Below are 20,156 nucleotides of genomic sequence, written 5' to 3' on the forward strand. Positions count from 1 at the left end.
ATGTATACTACTAACATAACTCCTTTATCAAAAAATATTAAAGAACAATTACAAGAGAAAATAGATTTTAAAACAAAACCTATAGGTTCTTTAGGTGTATTAGAAAATATTGCTTTACAAATAGGATTAATTCAAAATACTGTTTCTCCTACCCTAGAAAAGCCTTCAATAGTTGTTTTTGCTGGTGATCATGGTATTGTAAATTCAAGTTCAGTTACTCCATATCCCCAAGAAGTTACGCAACAAATGGTTTATAATTTTTTAAACAATGGAGCTGCTATTAATGTTTTTTGTAATCAAAATAATATTCAATTAAAAATAGTAGATGCCGGTGTAAATGCTAATTTTGAAACTTCACCTAATCTAATAGATGCTAAAATTTCAAAAGGAACTAAAGATTACAGTATAGAAAAAGCAATGAATACTGAAGAATGTTTGTTAGCTTTAGAAAAAGGTAAACTAATTGTTCAAGAAATATTTAAAAACGGCACCAACGTTATTGGCTTTGGTGAAATGGGGATCGGTAATACTTCAGCTGCTTCTCTTTTAATGAGTTATTTCACTACTATTCCAATTGAACAGAGTGTTGGAAAAGGAACAGGATTAAATGATGAAGGTGTCATTAAAAAGGCAGAGATTCTTCGTAAAACTTTTGATTTACATATCAATCAAATACAATCTCCGATTGACGCCTTATCTTCTTTTGGTGGTTTTGAAATTGTAATGATGTGTGGAGCTATTTTAGAAGCTGCATCTTTAAAAATGACCATTCTAATTGATGGTTTTATTGTTACTTCAGCATTACTAGCTGCACAAGCTATCGATAAAAACGTATTAGATTATTGTATATTTTGTCATACATCTGGTGAACAAGGACATGAAAAAATGCTCGATTTTTTAAAAGTAAAACCTTTACTTAATTTAGGTTTACGTTTAGGTGAAGGGACAGGTGCTGCAATTGCTTTTCCTATAGTAAAATCGGCTATTAGTTTTTTAAATGAAATGGCTACTTTTAAGAGTGCAAATGTTTCAGAAGCTTAAAATTTATTATGAAAAAACAAGTTCACTATTTTTTGACTGCAGTACTATTTTTCACTAGAATCCCTTGTCCTAAATGGGTCGATCACTCACCTGAAATTTTAAATAAAAGTAGTCGTTATTTTTCTTTAGTAGGCACACTCATTGGAGCTATTTCTGCAGCTATATATTATGGCGCTTCTCATATTTTCAATCCAGCTATTTCTATTATACTTAGTTTTGTTGCTTCAATCTGGGCCACAGGAGCTTTTCATGAAGATGGCTTTGCTGATGTTTGTGATGGTTTTGGTGGTGGCTGGACTAAAGAAAAAATTCTAACAATAATGAAAGATTCCAGATTAGGTACTTTTGGAGTTGTTGGTTTGGTATCTATACTTTCATTAAAAACAGTAAGTTTATATGAACTCAGTATAAGCTCAAAAAATATTCCTTTAATCATAATTGCGGGGCACACTATAAGTAGATTTATAGCTACAATATTACTATATACACATGAATATGTAAGAGATATCGACAGTTCTAAAGTGAAACCTACAACTCAGAAAATGAGTACTAAATCAATTATCATTTCTGGTTTCTTTGGTCTTCTACCTCTTCTATTTTTTGAAAACTTTAAAATCTTTGGCGTACTAATTCCATTAATAATTACTTATTTATATATGGGGTATTTTTTTAAAAAATGGATTGGTGGTCAAACCGGTGATTGTGCAGGAGCTTTGCAACAAGTTACTGAAGTTGTTTTTTATTTATCGTTATTAGTTATATGGAAATTATTTTAGTTCGTCATACAACACCAGATATTGAAAAAGGAATTTGCTACGGGCAAGCAGATATTCCTGTAGCTAAGACATTTGTTGAAGAAATTCAACCTATTCTAAAAGAAATTAATTCAAATAATTCTGATACCCTATATTTTTCAAGCCCTTTAAAACGTTGTAAATTATTAGCTAAAGAGTTAAGTCATACAATTAACTTTGACGATCGTTTAAAAGAACTTGATTTTGGTGATTGGGAGTTAAAAAAATGGAATGATATTAATAAAGAGGAACTTGATACCTGGATGAATGATTTTGTTAATATTCCTGCAACAAATGGAGAATCATATGTTGATTTACATACAAGAACAGTTAATTTTTTAACTGAAATATTATTACTCAATAAAGAACGAATTGTTATTGTAACACATGCTGGTGTTATAAGAAGTTTATCGGCTTATATAAATAAAACTTCTTTAGATAAATCTTTTGATTTAAAATTAAATTACGGTCACATTATAAAATTCACCTTATAATTAAAATGAAATATAATACTTTACTTATCGTCATTTCTTTTTTATTTCTTCAATGCAAGAAATCCGAAAATAAAGAAATTTCTAAATCAGAAACTATTATTAGCCCTATCAAATACGCTAAAGGTTTTGATATTATCACACAAGAAGGACAAAAAAAACTAATATTTAAAAGAGTATTTCAAAACTCAAAAAAACAATTTGTTTATACTCTTAGTAATAGTACTAATATTTCTAAAAATGAAATAAAAACTCCTATTGAAAGGTTAGTTGTTACAAGTACTACTCATGTACCTATGTTAGAACTTTTAAGTAGTGAGGAAAAATTAATAGGCTTTCCTCACACAAAATATATTTCTTCAGAAAAAACTAGAAAACGAATTGAAGAAGGCAAAATTGTTGAGCTAGGTTCTGAACAGAATATGAATACTGAAAAGTTAATGGATTTACATCCTGAATTAGTTATTGCTTTTTCATTACATCCTAATAATAAATTATATGAAAACATTAAAAAAACTGGAATACCTGTTATTTTTAATGGAGATTGGCTAGAAGAAACTCCTTTAGGGAGAGCTGAATGGATTAAATTTTTTGGTGCTTTACTTAATAAAGAAAAAGAAGCTGATAGTATTTTTAAAACTATAGAACAAAATTATCTGAAAGCTAAAGAAATAGCTAAAAACAATAAAGGTAAACAACCTACAGTTTTATCTGGTAGTATGTTTAAAAATGTATGGAATGTTCCTGCTGGAGAAAGTTTTATGGCAACTTATTTAAAAGATGCTAACTTAAATTATTTATGGAAAAACACTAAAGGAACTGGTAGTTTACAATTGAGTTTTGAAAGTATTTTAGATAAAGGTAAACATGCCGATTACTGGATAGGTTGTGGCTTATTTGAAACCAAAGAACAATTAGTAAGTGTAAATAATCATTACAAAGAATTTGATGCTTTAAATAATGGAAGTGTTTATACAATTGGAAGTAGAAAAGGAAAAACTGGTGGGTTTTTATATTTTGAATTAGCTCCTGTTAGACCTGATTTAGTTTTAAAAGATTTTATAAAAATTACCAATCCAAAATTATTACCTGATTATAAACTAACTTTTTTTGATCAATTGAAATAATTATTTCTCTATAGTTCTAAAAGTCAAATTTATTCTAGGTCTATGCACCTTTTTTGTTGGTGGTAATCTATGTAACCAATGTGTTTGTGTTTCATCTTTCATCACCAACAAAGAACCATGCTCTAAGACTTTATAAACTGTTTCTTTGGTTTCTTTGTGCTTAAACCCAAACTTACGCTCTGCTCCTAAAGTTAACGATGCTATTGCTCCATTTTTCTTTAAATCTTTTTCTCCATCTGAATGCCAAGCCATTCCTTCAGAACCATCGTGATATAAATTCAGTAAGCATGAATTATAGGTTTCTTTAGTTTCTTTTTCAACCAATTCTTTTAATGCTAATAATTCTTCATTAAAAATGAGTGCTGTTTTGGTTCTGTTCGAATATGAATATTCAAATGGTTTTTCTGCATACCAAGCTACTTTTCGTTTTGTTGTTATTAATTTTCCAAAAACAATAGCTTCATCATTTTTCCAAGCTATAGAATTTAAAAGAACATCATAATATCTATCAGCCTCTTCCCTACTTAATACTATACCATGGTAGTTTACAGTTCCGTCTTTAGGTAGTAGATTAATAGGTGAATCGGTAAATTGAGAAAATAAATCCATAGAGTATAAAAATAAAAAACTCCCACTTAATGCGAGAGCTTTATATTATTTAATTCTTGTTTTAATGTCTGAACTTATTACGTGTTACAATAGCTTTAAGTTTTTGTTTCAAATCCCTTCCTGTATCATAAACCATTTGCTCATTTGATGGAAAACGTACTGCTCTAACTTTAATTAATCCTAAAAACGTATCGTCTAAAGCTCTTTTATCACCATCATAATCTGCATAAATATGTTCAAAAACAAATTCACTTTGAATTGGAAATCTTTCTACTAATTGATTATTGGTATTATCTATATATTTAACAACACCACTCACTTTACTACTTTTAAATTGAGTAAATTTATATAAGTGACATCTTACTTTTCTAAATTTATCTACTTTAATTTTATTCCCTAAACTATCTTTTACAAACGCACCTTGATCGTTTTTTAAATATTTAAAGCCATCTTTAATTCTTCTTTCTTTTACAATTTCCTTTTCACGAATTTGTTCAGGAGAAACATCTATGTTTCTTAGATTTAACTCTAAATCAAAATCATATCTTACTCTTGAGTCTCTTTTTGAATGGTATACTGTCCATAAATCATTTAACCCATAAGTATCAATTGCTAATAAGTCATTTTCTAACCTTCTAGGAATAATTTGTCTTGTTTCATTATGTACCGATAAGAAAACAAAATCAGTTCCTTTCGCATGCGCTTCTTCTATTAAGCTCCTTGTATTTTTATAGTTTGGATTGATTTTATCTAAGTATTGGAACTCATCAAAAGCTCTTCTGTAATTCATCTTATTAAAACTTCCATTGGCTAACAAATCTTTAGCTTTTTGATATAAAAAGTTTGAATAATTTTCTTTTGAAGTTATAATTTGATCGTCATAGTTTACAATTTGAAAACTCACATTATTACCTGATACAACATCTTTTAAAGGTAATAACGGTTTGATTCGTTCTTGTCTATTATTTAATCGTTGATATAAACTATAAATAGTTTCTAAATTTTCTGGATTATTTTCCTTTTCTAAAAATTCTATTTTAGATACATCTCTATCTACTGCTTTATTAAAAGCATTCTTAAGCATGATAACATAAGGCTGATTCTTTTTCTTATACTTATTTCTTGCTAAGTTTTTTATCGATAATGAAATTGCTTTTTCATAATCACCTGAATTAATTGCTTTTTCTGTAGTTTTTACACTACTACACGAAAGCATAATAAAGATTGAAGATAGTAGTAGTAAAGTAGTTTTGTTCATAAAATTTAAGTTTCGATAGGAAAGACAACTATTGTGCCAAAACTAAGGATTCTTTTTTATTTAAAATCTATTTTTTTACTCTAGTAATTTTGCCATGGCAATTCTTACGATTGCAATGTTTTTTTCTTGATTACTTAACTTTTCTTTCTTTTGTTTTTGAGCTATCTGGCGTAATAAATTTACACCTACTTTATCAAAATTATATTGCTTATACTGTAATCCTTTTGCTACTATATCGTCTGCTAAATTCTGAATTGCAGCTGTTTTATTACTTTTTGCAATTTTATCGAATGCTTTCTTGTATAATTTCTGTATTTTTTTACTCTGACTTAAAAACATACCCGACATTACATTACCAGCAATAAATGTTAATTCCTCATCATCATTCTCTTCTAAATAAATTCTTGTTAATGGAGTTGCGATAATTTTCTTTACCTCTATAGGTAATGTTTTAGATTTTTGAATAGCTAAGGCTTTGTCTATATAATACATTCCTACTAACGACTTTCCTAAAACAGAATATGATTTGCTTTTTAAACCTTTTTCAAAAACTGACTTTAATTCTGGGTCTGTTAATTTCCCTAAGGTTTCAATAGCTGCCGCTTGTACTAATGTTTTAGGATCGTTCATAGCTATTTGCATAATCTTATCAATAACCCTCTTTTTAGAATACTTATTGATTAAGTTTATATTTTCTAATGCTAAAATTCTTATTTTATAAAAATCATCACTCATAGCATTAGCTATTGCATTAAAAGCCTTTTTATCATCTTGTTTTTTTGCTACTTCTAATAAAGCTTCTCTTTTATGCATATAATTTTCTGCATGTTTTAGTTGATGTATATAATCACTTAAAACTTTATTTTCAACTACATCACATAATAAAACTCCATCAGCATTTACCTGAATTAAATCTGGATGCTTTACAAAAGGAAAAGTAAACGATGCATCTTTTCCTTCTACAAATACATTATGACGCGTACGTTTGTTTCCTTCAAAAATATCTATTGCAAAAGGGAATTTAAATTCATTTGCTTGATTTTGAATAATATTAACTGTTACCGTTTTTCTTAATTTATTATAGTCATATGATATTTCTAATTTTGGATGTCCACTGTTAAAATACCATTGATTAAAAAACCAGTTTAAATCTTTTCCTGTAACTTCTTCAAAAGCTAAACGTAATTGATGTGCTTCTGCTGCTCCATACTTATTTGTTGTTAAATATTTATTTAAACCTGCATAAAATGCTTCATCTCCTAAATATTTTCGTAGCATATGTAAAATAGCTCCTCCTTTGTTATAACTAACAGCATCAAACATATCTTCTTTGTCATCATAGTTAAAACGTACTAAATGTTTGTCGAAATTCTGACCATTTTTATAAGCTTCTGTATCTTCAAACAAATGTGAATCTGCATCTTCTTTTCCATATTTATACTCTCTCCATAAATACTCACTGTAGTTAGCAAAGCTTTCATTTACTGTTAGGTTACTCCAACTTTCTGCTGTTACCAAATCTCCAAACCAATGATGAAATGCTTCATGTGCTATTGTATTTTCTTGTACATTATCATCTATTAACTGACCTGGTACTTGATAAGCTCTTTCTCCATGAATAACTGCTGTAGTATTTTCCATTGCTCCACTAACATAATCGCGTCCAACAATCTGAGCATACTTATTCCAAGGATATTCTATCCCCGTTATTTTAGAGAAAAAAGCAAGCATTTCTGGTGTATTTCCAAAAATCTCTTTTGCATATGGAGCATATTTTTTTTCTACATAATAATCAACTGGAATATTTTTATAAGTATCTTTTACTATTTCATATTCTCCAATTCCCATAAAAAACAAGTATGGTGCATGTTTTTGAGTAAAATTCCAATAATCAGTTCTAGTACCATTAGCATTATTAGTTTGTTTTTCTAATTTTCCATTTGAAAGCGTAACAAACTTGTTGGGTACAGTTATATAAATTTCTTGTGATGTTTTTTGATTTGGTGCATCTATTGTTGGAAACCAGCAGCTACTCGCCTCTGTTTCTCCTTGTGTCCAAATTTGTGTAGGCTTATTTTTATCTAATCCTGTTGGGTTTATAAAATACAATCCTTTTGCCGAAGTTATAGCTGCACTTCCTTGTTGTTTTACCTTTTCTGGACGCGCAGTATACTTTATATAAATTGTAAACTGTTCATCTCTTTTATAAGCACGAGGTAAGTCTATAATTAACTCAAAATTATCATAATTATATTCAAGTGGTTTGTTATTCATAGATACTTTATGAATAAGCATAGCCTTTGCATCTAATGTTACTTTTGAAGTTTCATAAAAATGAGGTTTTAAAGTCAACCATTCTTCCCCATTTAACTCTTTATTTTCAAAATTAAAATCTACTTTTAATTTGGTATGAATCAAGTCATGAACTTTATCTTTTTCTCCTCTGTATATATCACTTGTTTGTGAAAATAAGGTTATTGTAAAAAAGATAATTAATAATGTAAAGGGTTTTTGAAACTTCATAAATTCTTTTCTTTGTTTTTCAAAAATAGGAAAATCTATTGGTAGGCTTGTTAATGAGCCGTTAAAAAGAAAATTATCAAAAATTTTATCATCCTATTTTTTGTTTATTACGAAGATAAATTCTTCAATATTCTTTTATTATGAATATTATACAAGCATATTTTTTTATCTTGTAGCTCAAATTTTACCCCTTATGAAATCAATCTTAGAAAAAACATTTTTGTTTTTATTTATTTTAACAATCTTATCCTGTAAAAAAAATCTAGCCGATTCTGATGAACATAAAGCATTCATTGTTGAATATGAAAGAATGCTTAAAATACATGAAGAAATGGAAAAAACACATGATCATATGAACCATGATCATACTCACATGATGAATTCTCATAAAGATATAGAAAATGACTCATTGCATTTAGAAAACGAAAAAGCTCATGCGAGTATTTTAAAATCTCATGATGTATTAATTAATAATCATAAAAGGTTAATTAATGAGCATAAATCTCTTGAAGAAAACCATATGACGGGAAAAATTTCTTTAGAACAAATGATGAAAGACCATAAAAAAATCCAAGATGAACAGAAACAAATGATTGAGGATCATAAAAAAATAGTAAGAGAGCACAACACTATAAAAAAAGAAGATCATAAAATGATGTCTGAAGAAAAATCAAAGCATGACGATCATGATCATCATTAAAAAAAGTCAATAAAAAAATCGTGTCAAGTAGACACGATTTTTTTTAACTCTAAATGTATTTTTGTTCTATTAAAATAGACTAATCTTCTATTCTTTCTATTTTAGCTCCGATAGACTTTAAACGGGCTTCAATATTTTCATACCCTCTATCTATTTGTTCAATATTATTAATAATACTAGTTCCTTTTGCTGATAATGCTGCTATTAATAAAGAAATACCAGCTCTAATATCAGGTGAAGTCATCTTAGTAGCTTTTAATTGCGATTCGAAGTTATGTCCAATAACTGTAGCTCTATGAGGATCACATAAAATTACTTTAGCTCCCATATCAATCAACTTATCTACAAAGAATAAGCGACTTTCAAACATTTTTTGATGTATTAAAACAGTTCCTTTAGCTTGAGTAGCTACCACTAATACTATACTTAATAAATCTGGAGTAAATCCTGGCCAAGGTGCATCAGAAACTGTTAATACAGATCCATCTATATAGTTTTGAATTTCATAACTCTCTTGCTCTGGGATGAAAATATCGTCACCTCTTTTTTCTAAATTGATTCCTAATTTTCTAAATACACTTGGTATTTGACCTAAATCTTTCCAGCTAACATCTTTAATAGTTAATTCAGATCGTGTCATTGCTGCCATACCAATCCAACTTCCTATTTCAATCATATCTGGTAGTACTCTATGCTCACAACCTCCTAGAGACTCTACTCCTTCGATAGTTAATAAGTTAGATCCAACTCCTGAAATTTTCGCTCCCATTGAGTTCAACATTTTTGATAATTGTTGAATATATGGCTCGCAGGCTGCATTATAAATTGTAGTAGTTCCTTTAGCTAATACTGCTGCCATAACAATATTTGCTGTTCCTGTTACTGATGCCTCATCAAGTAACATATCTGTTCCTACCAATCCAGTTTCTGTTTCTACTCCGTAGAAATATTCTTCTTTATTATAACGGAATTTTGCTCCTAAATTTATAAATCCTTCGAAGTGTGTATCTAATCTTCTACGACCAATTTTATCTCCTCCTGGACGTGGAATATATCCTTTTCCAAAACGCGCTAATAATGGTCCAACTATCATAATTGACCCTCTTAACGAACTTCCATCTCTTTTAAAATCAGCTGATTCTAAGTATCCTAAATTAATATCATCTGCTTGAAAACTGTATGAGTTCGGCCCTAATTTTTCAATTTTAACACCTAACTCTCCTAAGATAAAAATTAACTTATTTACATCAATAATATCTGGAATATTATTAATGATTACTTTTTCTGAAGTTAATAAGACTGCGCATATAATTTGTAATGCTTCATTTTTCGCTCCCTGAGGTGTAATTACTCCGTTTAATTTGTGACCTCCTTCAATTTTAAATGATGCCATTTACTTTTTTCTATATTTATTACTGTAGTTAGATTTTCCTTTTTGACTTCCTTTATTCTGTCCTTGATTGTTTCTTTTTCTAAGCAAACTTTTACTTTCTGATAATACTTCTTCTGAATCTCTTAAATCTATTTTTTTACCAGATAAATCGTATAAGTGCTTAAAAATAACTGCATCTTCAACCGTATCTTTATTCCAATTTAAATAGCATTTTTTCATATGATTTGCTATTGTAAACACTAAAGCTTCTCTTTTATCTCCTTCTTCCCATGTCAATGCAATGTCAATCATGGTTTGAATGTTATTTCCATAATAACGATATCTTGAAGCTGATTTTGGATATGCTAATTTTGCTGGTTTTTCTGTTAATTCTTCTTTTGATGGTGTTTCATAAGGCGAATCTACATCCAATTTAAAATCGGCAATAATATGAAGCTGATCCCATAATTTATGTTTAAAATCTGGGACATCACGTAAATGAGGTTGTAAATTCCCCATTACATCTATAATAGCTTTAGCCATTGTGTTTCTTTCTTCTTTTGTTTCTAAAGCTACACAATGATCTACTAATTTCTGTATATGTCTTCCGTATTCGGGAATTATTAAATTATCCCTTTCCGAATTATATTCTAAATCAAACGTCATTTTCTCTTTATTTATATACGCAAAATAGGTAATTATTATGAATTAACTATCCGATTACTTTTAATTTTGCGAATTGTAGTAATAATTTCTTCTTACCTACTGTACCAAATTTAATTTCTGCTTTTTTATTTGGTCCTTTACCTTCTAAAGCAATTACTTCTCCTGCTCCAAATCGATTGTGTTCTACAAAATTCCCCACCACTATTTCTCCATCAAATAAATTCATTTTTGAATTTACTTCCGACACCTTCTTCATTTTACTTTTTGGTGGTACTAAATTTGGTTTTTCTTTTTTCGATAAGAACTCTTTTCTTTTTTTCTGAATTGGTTTTTGAAAGCGAATTTTATTTGGTGTATCATCAAATAAACTAGCGTCTATAAACCTATTTGCCGATGGCTCTGGTGCTTTTGGTGCTAAATGCTCTACAAATTTATCATCTATTTCTTCTAAGAAACGACTTGGTTCTCCATCAGTAAGTTTCCCCCAACGATAACGTGTTTGTGCATAAGTTAAATATGCTACTTTTTCCGCTCTTGTTAAGGCCACATAGAATAAACGTCGTTCTTCTTCTAATTCACTTCGTGTATTCATACTCATTGCCGAAGGAAATAAACTTTCTTCTAAACCAACTATATACACGTATGGATACTCTAGTCCTTTTGATAAGTGAATTGTCATTAAAGATACACAAGGTGTATCGTCTTTTTCGCTATCAAAATCGGTTGCAAGCGCTACGTCTTCTAAGAATGATGTTAATGATGCATCTTCTCCCGTTTCTATTTTATCGGTAATAAAGTCTTTTACTCCATTCAATAATTCCTGAACATTTTCTACCTTATTTACTCCTTCTGGTGTACCGTCTTTTTGTAAGTCTTTAACTAACTGCGTTTGTTTTACAACCAAATCTGCAACTTCAAAAGCATTCATCTTTTGAGCCTCAATTTGAAAACGCTGTATCATTCTAACAAAATTCTCAAGTTTGTTTTTTGTTCCTGAATTGATCTTAATATCTACCTTATCTAAATTCAGTAAGATTTCAAAAATTGATTTTTTATAATGATTTGCAGCAATTGCTAATTTATCTACCGTTGTTGCTCCAATTCCACGAGCTGGATAATTGATAATTCTTTTTAAAGCTTCCTCATCATTTGGATTTATTAGCATACGTAAGTATGATAACAAATCTTTGATTTCCTTTCTTTGATAAAACGATATTCCTCCGTAGATTTTATACTTTATATCTTTCTTTCGTAATGCATCTTCTATTGCTCTTGATTGTGCATTAGTACGATATAATATAGCAAATGAATCACTTGTTAGCTGATTATTTATTTGGTTTTCCCATATTGATTGTGCTACAAAACGTCCTTCTTCTCCATCGGAAATTGTTCGCATTATTTTAATGCTTTCTCCTGCATCATTTGCTGTCCAAACTTCCTTATCTAACTTCGTTTTATTCTTGTCTATTACGCTATTTGCAGCTTCTACTATGTTTCCTGTTGATCGATAATTTTGCTCTAACTTGAAAGTTTTAACATCTGGATAATCTTTCTGGAAATTTAAAATATTATTAATATTTGCCCCACGGAAGCTATAAATACTCTGTGAATCATCCCCTACTACACAAATGTTTTGAAAACGATCTGCTAATGCTCTTACAATTAAATATTGTGAGTGGTTTGTATCTTGGTACTCATCTACCATGATATATCTAAAACGATCTTGATATTTTGCTAAAACTTCTGGGAAACGTGTCAATAATTCATTCGTTCTCAATAGTAAATCATCAAAATCCATTGCTCCAGACTTAAAGCATCTATCTACATAAGCCTTATAAATATCTCCTACTCTAGGTCTACTAGCTTCTAAATCTGCCTGCTGTAAATCTGAATTATTGAAATATGCTCTTACCGTTATCAAGCTATTCTTAAACGAAGATATTCTGCTTAAAATTTGCTTTGGTTTGTAACGGTCTTTATCCAATTTCATTTCTCTGATTATTGTTGTAATCAATCGAACTGAATCTTGTGAATCGTATATGGTAAAATTAGATGGATATCCTAAACGATCTGCTTCTGAACGTAATATTCTTGCAAAAACAGAGTGGAATGTTCCCATCCATAAATTTTTTGCTTCACTATGTCCCACAACTCCTGCAATACGTTCTTTCATTTCACGTGCCGCCTTATTTGTAAAGGTTAACGATAAAATATTGAAAGAATCTACTCCTTGTTGCATCATATGTGCAATACGGTAGGTTAAAACTCTTGTTTTTCCTGATCCTGCACCTGCAATAATTATCATTGGGCCATCTTTTTGTAAAACGGCTGCTCTTTGTGGTTCGTTAAGTTGTTCTAAATAAGTATTCAATAGAAAAAAGTTGAAAGAATTTTGAAAACGGAAAATTAACCATTCTTTTAGGTTTTATAAAGAATGTACGCCTTTTTTTATTCACAAATATAATTCTATTTTTTATATCGCTTCTACATCTTCTTTTTAAAGAAGACTTGTATCTTAGCCTTTCGAATAATTACATAAAAAATGGAAGATCAAATTTTAGAAGGATTAGCTTATGCCTTACCTGCTTTAATTACTGGAGGTGTTGCTTATTTAATTTTAAGCCGATTTATTGAACAAGATAATAATGAAAAAAAATTTCAGGCTTTAGTTGAGAAAAAACGTGAAAGTTTACCTATTAAGCTTCAAGCTTATGAGCGTTTATTATTGTTTTGCGAACGTATTAATCCTTCAAAATTATTAACTCGTGTTAAGCCTATTGGTGATGATACTAATAATTATTTACAATTATTAATTGCTAATATTGAACAAGAATTTGAACATAACTTAGTACAACAATTATATGTTTCTGAAGATAGCTGGAAAGCTATTTTAGCTGCAAAACTTGGTATTATTGCTAAATTTAGAAAAACTGCTGAAACTTCTGAAACAGCCAAAGATTTTCGTGAAAATATTTTGATTGATTATTCTCAAAATGAAAATCCTACACAAGCCTCAATAATATTTATTAAACAAGAAGTAAAAAAGCTGATATAACAGCTTTTTTACTTTCTTATTTTAAGTTTTTTAATATAAAATCTATGGTTGTATTCTTATTTAAGTTTTGAGAATATGCTTTTGTTACATGCTTCGCTTTTACAGCATAATTATTCTTCATTAAATATTCTATATCTTCAATAAAATCTAACGATACTTTTCCTGTTAACAGCAAACTCAAATCTTTTCCTGACTGATAATAATCGTAAATCTTCTTTAAGCCAGTTAAATACAAATAATCTTTTGTAAATCCTCCTCCTCTATAAGCTCTTACTGTTATATAAAAAGCATGTTCTCTGTCTAAATCATACGTATTATGTAATGATCTAAATGTTTTTGAGAAAGAGTACCCTTTTGCCAATCCATTCACTGCCAACACTCTATACGCCAATTCTTTTAATCTTTTAAGAGTTAAGTTTCCAGACATATACTCACTAAAAACTGCTAAACCTTCTTGGGTTTCTACATTATTAGGAAATCCATGTGAAAAAATCTTTAGTGAATGCTCTAAGCCATTCATTGTAGTAACCATATGTACTCCAATTTCATGGTGAGTTAAAATAGCCATTTCATTTTCTGAAAATGTATGATTTCCATTTATAACTAAGGTTTTAATATTATTTAAAACCATAGCTATAGCACTCATAGTCGTTGATTGTTTGATATTATAATCAAACTCATAGTTAGTACTATATTCCCTAAATATCTCTTCTGCTTCTTCTGGGCTATATTTCGGAGCAAAAATATTATCTACATCCACCTCATCTTCAAAATGTAAAATAAACTTCGCATTTTCTACATCATCTTCTGTTGGTGTTCCAAATGATCGTAAGCTGTTATAATAAAACTTTTTACCTTCTCCTATTGTTTCTATACATTGGATTAAACCAGAATAAGAATAAATTATTTCTTCATATAAATTACGAATTGTCTCATCTTCTATCGACTCTAACGGTAAGGTAAAAAACTTACGATGTAATTTAAACTTATCAAAATCTCTTTTAGGATACTTGAACTGTGGATCTGTTAAATATTTTGATGCAAAAAACTTTTGTTTTTCCTCTTCTATATTTACTGGATTTACATAGCTTAATAACTCTATTTTTTTTACTAAAGCATCTATGTAATTATCTATTTCAATAAGTGACTTCTTATCTACTTGAGTCTCATTCATCATTATTCGTTTTCAAAAAGTGGTACAAATTTACAACTTGTGTACTTTATAAAAAGCTTCAGCATGCTTTTTTAACGCTCTTTTTAAGTAATCTTCTACTGCAATTACAACTTCTGGGTACATAACCTGTGTTAATTCATCACAATATACTTTTGCAACCTCTGTCGCAAGAACTAATGTATTCGTAAAATTGCTAGTTATGTATTTTAAAAAATAGCCATTTCCTTGAAAGGTATCGTTAATTTTAGAAGTAGATTGAATCCCATTAGGCATTGGTGTTTTTTCTAGAATTTCTCTCCATGACTCTATAAAATCATCATATCTTTCATTGTTTACGTTTTTAGTACCCAGATTCCATGTAGGCACTTCTCTATCCCAACGTTGCCAATTATAAGAATGCATATCGTATACTATACAACAGCCAAAATTTTCTTCTATTTTAGAAATAAGACTCGATACTACTTTGTAAAAATTAGTATGCTTTTCTAGGCTTTTATTTCTATTTTCTTTTGAAAGGGGTTCTTTCCATAACTGTTTTCCCCAAGCATCGTTATAAATCGCCGTTTCTGGTGCTCTATTCAAATCGTATTCAAAACGAGAATCTAAACCTGCTATTACTATTGGATGCGATTGAACCATAGCTTTAGTTGCTGGATCTTCTTCGTACCATCTTTCATATTCTGTATGAATACAGTTTTCCCACAATTCCTTTCTGAATTGATGCCCATCATGAACTGCTCCACACACATAAGGCACATATTCCTCTATTTTTAGAGTAAAAGAATAATCGCTTGATACTGCTTCAAAAATTTCTTCATTTTGAATTTTTTGAATAATCTCTTCAATAGTAAGTTTTACCATACTAACTTAAAATTTTCTGCAACAATGAAAATACTTTCTTTTCAACTGCATCCACAGTTCCATCAGCAAAAAAAACTTCTTTTATATCTTGAATTAATTCTCTTTTATCTTGAATAGAATATGAGTTTTCATTCAAATAAGTTTGTATTTTTTCTAAATTTTGATGCTCTGTTTCTACCACAATCTCAGTATGCATTTTATTAAAAGTAGCTTCATCTACTTTCGATAATATATATGCTCGCTCTTCTTTTGTTTCTATATGGTTACAGTGTGCTGCGTACAATAATACGTACACTTCAAACTCTCTTTTTGTCCAATCTAAACTCATCTATTTCTCTATTGGTAATTCTATTTTACTGGCCCATTCTGTCCATGAACCATCGTATACTTTATAATTTTTATTTCCTGATATTTCGCTTCCTAATGCCAAAATACAAGCCGTTATTCCTGATCCACATGAAAAAATAGCTTCTTCATTTTTAGGATTTAACTTTTGAAATATTTCTTGAAGCTCTTCTTTTGATTTCATTATTCCTTCTCTTTGCAATTCTGTATATGGTAAACTTTTAGAATTTGGAATATGACCTCCTCTTAAATCTGTTCTAGGTTCTGCTACTGTCGCATGAAATCTTCCATTTGAACGTGCATCTAATATTAGTTCTTCTTTATTTGATGCTTCTAATACATCTTTTACAAAACCTACTTTTTCTCTTTTATAATTTGCAGTAAAATCACCTTTAACTATTTCTTTAAATTTTGGAATCTCAACTGGGTAATCATGTTTTAACCAGTTTGGTAGTCCTCCATTCAATACTGCTATGTTATCAAAACCAAAAGTTTTAAACAACCACCACACTCTAGGAGCTGAATACACTCCTAAATCGTCATAAACAACAATACAACTATCCTTGTTTATTCCTAACTTTTGTGCTTCTTCTTGGAAATATTTTTCTGAAGGAATGGTATTAGGAAACTCTCCATTTTTATCTAAAAAAACATTTTTTAAATCGAAAAAAACAGCATTAGGTACTTGTTGTTTAACTTGCTCTTTATTTCCTGCAGTTCCTACTTTAGTTATAGTAGCATCTAATATTATTAAGTTTTCTGCTTTTAAGTTTTGATATAACCATTCTACAGTAACAATCGCTTCATTTACATTAAGCTTCATCTACTGTCCTTTTTAAATTAGTCATTCTAATAAAAGCAGCATTCTTTTCTAATACTTTGCTTTCTAAAAAGTCTATTACTTTTTCTTGAAGCTTTACTTTAGAAACTTTATTAATGTAGGTTATTCCTCCTGGACTCATTACATTTACCTCAACTAGTTTACCTCCAATAACATCTATCCCTACAAAGTAGAGTCCGTCTTTTACTAATTTAGGCCCTATTTTTTCACAAAGTATTTTTTCTGCCTTGGTAAGTTTATGCTTTTCTACCCTTCCTCCTGCTGTAACATTAGAACGATGATCCTTTTCTCCAGGTATACGTTTCATAGCACCAATTGGTAAACCATTTAGTAATAAAATACGTACATCTCCTTTTTCTGCTCCTTCAATATACTCTTGAAGAATTACATAATCTGATGAACCATCACTTTTACTAATATAAAAATCTAACAAAGAATTAATATTACCCATTGCCGATTTTTCTATTAGAATTACTCCTGATCCTCCATAACCATTTAATGGTTTTAGAATCATTTTATCAGCTTCTGATTCTTCAATTGTTTTAATTAAATATCCTTTATTCTTTGAAACGTGTGTAACTGGAATAATTTCATTGTTAGGGTCTTCAAAAACCGCTGTATATAACTTATTATTCGCTTCTCGCATTCCTTGAACCGAATTTATTACAAATACATCATCTTTAACGGAATCTAAGAAGTTTAACATTAATGGATCTAATGGCGGGTTTGCTCTCATAAAAATAGCATCAAAACCTGCTAATGGTAACATTTCTTCTCGTGTGGTTGCTTTTTTATAATAAGACTTTATACTTGAAGGGACTTTATCCATTCTTTCTATAATTGTACAAAATGCATTTGTTATACTATTACGTATTGTTAAATTAGAAGGCGTACAAATGGCAACACCATGTCCTCTTTTAGCACACTCATGAATAAGTGTTAATGTTGAATCATTCTCAGGGTTTATTTCCTCCCAAGGATACATTAAAAAACAAATGTTCATTCAATAAAATTGTATTAAGTTAATTTAGTTAGTTTTTATCAGTCTTTTTAGACAAACAAACACCAATGTAAAAGCTACAATGGTGTTTATAAAAGTAATATTTTTTTTTATATGGAATAAAGGTGAAAATTTATTTTACCTCATCATAATTATCATCCCAATTTTTAGGATTTGGTTTTCCTAACTTCCCAACTGATTTTGCTACTAATGAAGCAACCGTTGCGTCTCCTGTTACATTGATAACTGTTCTACACATATCTAAAGGTCTATCAACCGCAAAAATTAACGCTAAACCTATTGCTAATTTATCTGCTGGAAAACCTACAGCTTCTAATACGATTACTAACATTACCATTCCAGCTCCTGGTACAGCTGCTGAACCTATTGAAGCTAATAATGCTGTTAAAATAATAGTTAGCTGATCTCCAAAAGATAAATCAAAGCTTAATGCTTGTGCTATAAAAACTGCTGCTACTGCTTGATATAAACTTGTTCCATCCATATTAATAGTAGCTCCAACAGGCAATACAAAACTAGATACTTCTTTATCTACACCTACATGTTCTTCTACTCTTTCCATAGTTACTGGCAAAGTTGCTGCACTTGAACTTGTTGAAAACGCTAATAATTGCGCTGGACTTATTTGTTTTAAGAACCATAATGGGTTTTTCTTTGTAAATACACTAACTAAAACCATATAGAAAGCTACCATCAATAATAATCCTCCAATAACTGTTAAAGCATATTTTAATAAGGCTAATAATAAATCTGGATCATTAGAAGATACCACTACATTTGCCAATAATGCAAATACCGCATAGGGTGCAGATAACATGATTAAATCTACCATTTTTAACACCACCTCATTTAGTGAGTCAAAAAACTTTTTTAATGGTTTAGATTTCTTTTCTCCTACTAATAGCATTGAAATTCCTAAGAAAATAGTAAAGAAAATAACTTGTAACATCGATTTGTTATTCCCCATTGCTTTTAAAGCATTGTCTGGTACCATATCAACTAAAAACTGTAAAGGTCCACTCGCTTTTTGTTTACTTGCCTCTGCTATTTTAGCTTGTACACTACCACTATTTGCATAGGTTTCGGTAAGTTTAGTTATTGTTTCTTCTGAAATTCCGTTACCAGGCTGCACAACATTTACTAAAATTAATCCTATAGTTATAGCTATTACCGTAGTTCCTACATAAATTACAATAGTTCGAAGCCCGATGTTCTTAAACTTAGAAATATCCTTCAAATCAGATATTCCTTTAATTAAAGATGCTATAATCAATGGTACTGCAATTAACTTTAATAGTTTTACGAATATGGTTCCTAAAGGTTTTATCCAATCTCCTACAAATGTACTTCCTCCGTCTACAAAAGTCATCCCTAATCCAAAAAGGATACCTAGAACCATTCCTATTAAAATTTGCCAGTGTAACGCTAAATTCCTCATATATATTTAAAACTGTTTTCTTTGTTATTCTAATTAAACGGAAGTAAATATATAGAAATCTATTTTAGTAAACAGCATAAAGATTTTAGCATAAAAAAATGAGGTGCTTTTGACACCTCATTTTTTTATCATTTTTTTAAAAACTTTACAGTCTTTACTTTATTATTCAGAACTAAACTTATATGATAAACACCTGAACTTAATACTTCTATATTTATTTCTCCTCCATCTTTCACTTTTCCTTCTAATAACTTTCTCCCTGAAAAATCACTTATGAAATAACTTGACTCTTTTTCTGGAAAAACGATTTTAATAAAATTAACCTCTACTGGATTAGGATACACAATAACCTTTTTTGATTTAACTCTCACCTCTCTTCTAACTTCTATAGCTTTATTACCAGATGAATCTGTTACATTATATTTTATTATATATACTCCTAAAACTTTTGTATCAACATTTCCTGAAATTATAATTTGTTTCGTAATATCTCCATCTAAATTATCTATTGCTGTTGCTCCTGAATCATTAAAGCTACCTCCGAACTCAATCTCTTCTATTTCATTACCTGTTAAGGTTATTACTGGAATTTGTGTATCAATAACTCTAACTGTTCTAATGACTTCTATAGCATTATTTCCTGAATTATCAACTACATTATACCTTACTTGATAATCTCCTAAAACTGATGTATCAACATTATTTACTGTTATAATTGCCCCTGTTAAATTTCCATCTATATTATCTATTGCTGTTGCTCCTGAATCATTATAAATGCTTCCTGCTTCAACTTCAACTAATACATTATTATTCAAGGTAATTACTGGAATCTGTGTATCA

19 protein-coding genes are annotated in these 20,156 nt (G+C 29.6%); 6 read left to right on the forward strand and 13 right to left on the reverse strand.

Annotation, left to right across the window (positions count from 1 at the left end; genetic code table 11):
* Genes cobT through MHN29_RS17785 form a run of 4 tightly spaced genes read left to right on the forward strand, consistent with a single transcriptional unit; the run spans nt 1 to nt 3,453 of the window.
* Nucleotides 1-1,041, forward strand: coding sequence for a nicotinate-nucleotide--dimethylbenzimidazole phosphoribosyltransferase (cobT, locus tag MHN29_RS17770; RefSeq protein WP_235273722.1), 1,041 nt, complete (start codon nt 1-3; stop codon nt 1,039-1,041).
* A gap of 8 nt (nt 1,042-1,049) precedes the next feature.
* On the forward strand, nt 1,050-1,817 hold the full coding sequence (locus MHN29_RS17775; RefSeq protein WP_235273723.1) for an adenosylcobinamide-GDP ribazoletransferase: 768 nt from the start codon (nt 1,050-1,052) through the stop codon (nt 1,815-1,817).
* Nucleotides 1,802-2,329: an alpha-ribazole phosphatase gene (cobC, locus tag MHN29_RS17780; protein WP_235273724.1), complete on the forward strand. Its 528-nt coding sequence runs from the start codon at nt 1,802-1,804 to the stop codon at nt 2,327-2,329. Before MHN29_RS17775 ends, cobC begins: the two co-directional genes overlap by 16 nt.
* A 5-nt stretch (nt 2,330-2,334) precedes the next feature.
* Entirely contained in the window at nt 2,335-3,453 is a 1,119-nt protein-coding gene (locus MHN29_RS17785) for an ABC transporter substrate-binding protein (RefSeq protein ID WP_235273725.1), read from the forward strand.
* Here the strand turns inward: MHN29_RS17785 and MHN29_RS17790 are convergent, their stop codons facing one another.
* From MHN29_RS17790 to MHN29_RS17800, 3 genes are all read right to left on the reverse strand, one after another.
* A complete protein-coding gene (locus MHN29_RS17790) occupies nt 3,454-4,062 on the reverse strand; it encodes an alpha-ketoglutarate-dependent dioxygenase AlkB (protein WP_235273726.1) in 609 nt (202 codons plus the stop codon).
* A 61-nt stretch (nt 4,063-4,123) separates the two neighbouring features.
* Nucleotides 4,124-5,320, reverse strand: coding sequence for a hypothetical protein (locus tag MHN29_RS17795; RefSeq protein ID WP_235273727.1), 1,197 nt, complete (start codon nt 5,318-5,320; stop codon nt 4,124-4,126).
* Between the two features lie 75 nt (nt 5,321-5,395).
* Nucleotides 5,396-7,843, reverse strand: a complete 2,448-nt coding sequence (locus MHN29_RS17800) for a M1 family metallopeptidase (protein WP_235273728.1) — start codon at nt 7,841-7,843, stop codon at nt 5,396-5,398.
* A gap of 193 nt (nt 7,844-8,036) precedes the next feature.
* Between MHN29_RS17800 and MHN29_RS17805 the strand changes: the two genes are divergently transcribed.
* Nucleotides 8,037-8,543, forward strand: a complete 507-nt coding sequence (locus tag MHN29_RS17805) for a hypothetical protein (protein ID WP_235273729.1) — start codon at nt 8,037-8,039, stop codon at nt 8,541-8,543.
* Between the two features lie 79 nt (nt 8,544-8,622).
* On the opposite strand, the gene murA is transcribed toward MHN29_RS17805, so the two are convergent.
* Genes murA through MHN29_RS17820 form a run of 3 tightly spaced genes read right to left on the reverse strand, consistent with a single transcriptional unit; the run spans nt 8,623 to nt 12,952 of the window.
* Nucleotides 8,623-9,936 (reverse strand): UDP-N-acetylglucosamine 1-carboxyvinyltransferase, encoded by a 1,314-nt coding sequence (murA, locus tag MHN29_RS17810; RefSeq protein WP_235273730.1) that lies wholly within the window; start codon nt 9,934-9,936, stop codon nt 8,623-8,625.
* Nucleotides 9,937-10,581 (reverse strand): DUF4290 domain-containing protein, encoded by a 645-nt coding sequence (locus tag MHN29_RS17815; RefSeq protein WP_235273731.1) that lies wholly within the window; start codon nt 10,579-10,581, stop codon nt 9,937-9,939.
* Between the two features lie 46 nt (nt 10,582-10,627).
* Entirely contained in the window at nt 10,628-12,952 is a 2,325-nt protein-coding gene (locus MHN29_RS17820; RefSeq protein ID WP_235273732.1) for an ATP-dependent helicase, read from the reverse strand.
* Between the two features lie 171 nt (nt 12,953-13,123).
* Between MHN29_RS17820 and MHN29_RS17825 the strand changes: the two genes are divergently transcribed.
* Nucleotides 13,124-13,636 (forward strand): hypothetical protein, encoded by a 513-nt coding sequence (locus tag MHN29_RS17825; RefSeq protein WP_235273733.1) that lies wholly within the window; start codon nt 13,124-13,126, stop codon nt 13,634-13,636.
* A 16-nt stretch (nt 13,637-13,652) separates the two neighbouring features.
* Here MHN29_RS17825 and MHN29_RS17830 read toward each other — a convergent pair whose 3' ends face one another.
* The 7 genes from MHN29_RS17830 to MHN29_RS17860 all read right to left on the reverse strand — a co-directional run.
* The gene (locus MHN29_RS17830; protein WP_235273734.1) at nt 13,653-14,810 is read right to left on the reverse strand and encodes a flavohemoglobin expression-modulating QEGLA motif protein; all 1,158 of its coding nucleotides are present in this window, start codon (nt 14,808-14,810) and stop codon (nt 13,653-13,655) included.
* Nucleotides 14,811-14,840: 30 nt separating this feature from the next.
* A complete protein-coding gene (locus MHN29_RS17835; RefSeq protein ID WP_235273735.1) occupies nt 14,841-15,671 on the reverse strand; it encodes an N-formylglutamate amidohydrolase in 831 nt (276 codons plus the stop codon).
* Nucleotide 15,672: 1 nt separating this feature from the next.
* Nucleotides 15,673-15,999 carry a hypothetical protein gene (locus MHN29_RS17840; protein WP_150898872.1) on the reverse strand — a complete coding sequence of 109 codons (327 nt, stop codon included), beginning with the start codon at nt 15,997-15,999 and terminating at the stop codon, nt 15,673-15,675.
* Nucleotides 16,000-16,839 carry a sulfurtransferase gene (locus MHN29_RS17845; RefSeq protein ID WP_235273736.1) on the reverse strand — a complete coding sequence of 280 codons (840 nt, stop codon included), beginning with the start codon at nt 16,837-16,839 and terminating at the stop codon, nt 16,000-16,002. It abuts the gene before it with no gap.
* Entirely contained in the window at nt 16,829-17,860 is a 1,032-nt protein-coding gene (gene gshB, locus MHN29_RS17850; protein WP_150898874.1) for a glutathione synthase, read from the reverse strand. The genes MHN29_RS17845 and gshB overlap by 11 nt, the downstream gene beginning before the upstream one ends.
* 130 nt (nt 17,861-17,990) lie before the next feature.
* Nucleotides 17,991-19,316 carry a dicarboxylate/amino acid:cation symporter gene (locus tag MHN29_RS17855; protein ID WP_235273737.1) on the reverse strand — a complete coding sequence of 442 codons (1,326 nt, stop codon included), beginning with the start codon at nt 19,314-19,316 and terminating at the stop codon, nt 17,991-17,993.
* A 128-nt stretch (nt 19,317-19,444) separates the two neighbouring features.
* On the reverse strand, nt 19,445-20,156 hold a 712-nt coding region (locus MHN29_RS17860; RefSeq protein ID WP_235276275.1), incomplete at its 5' end, for an immunoglobulin-like domain-containing protein.

This window comes from Tenacibaculum sp. Cn5-46 (genome assembly GCF_022347705.1).
In the GTDB taxonomy this organism is placed as follows: domain Bacteria; phylum Bacteroidota; class Bacteroidia; order Flavobacteriales; family Flavobacteriaceae; genus Polaribacter; species Polaribacter aiptasiae.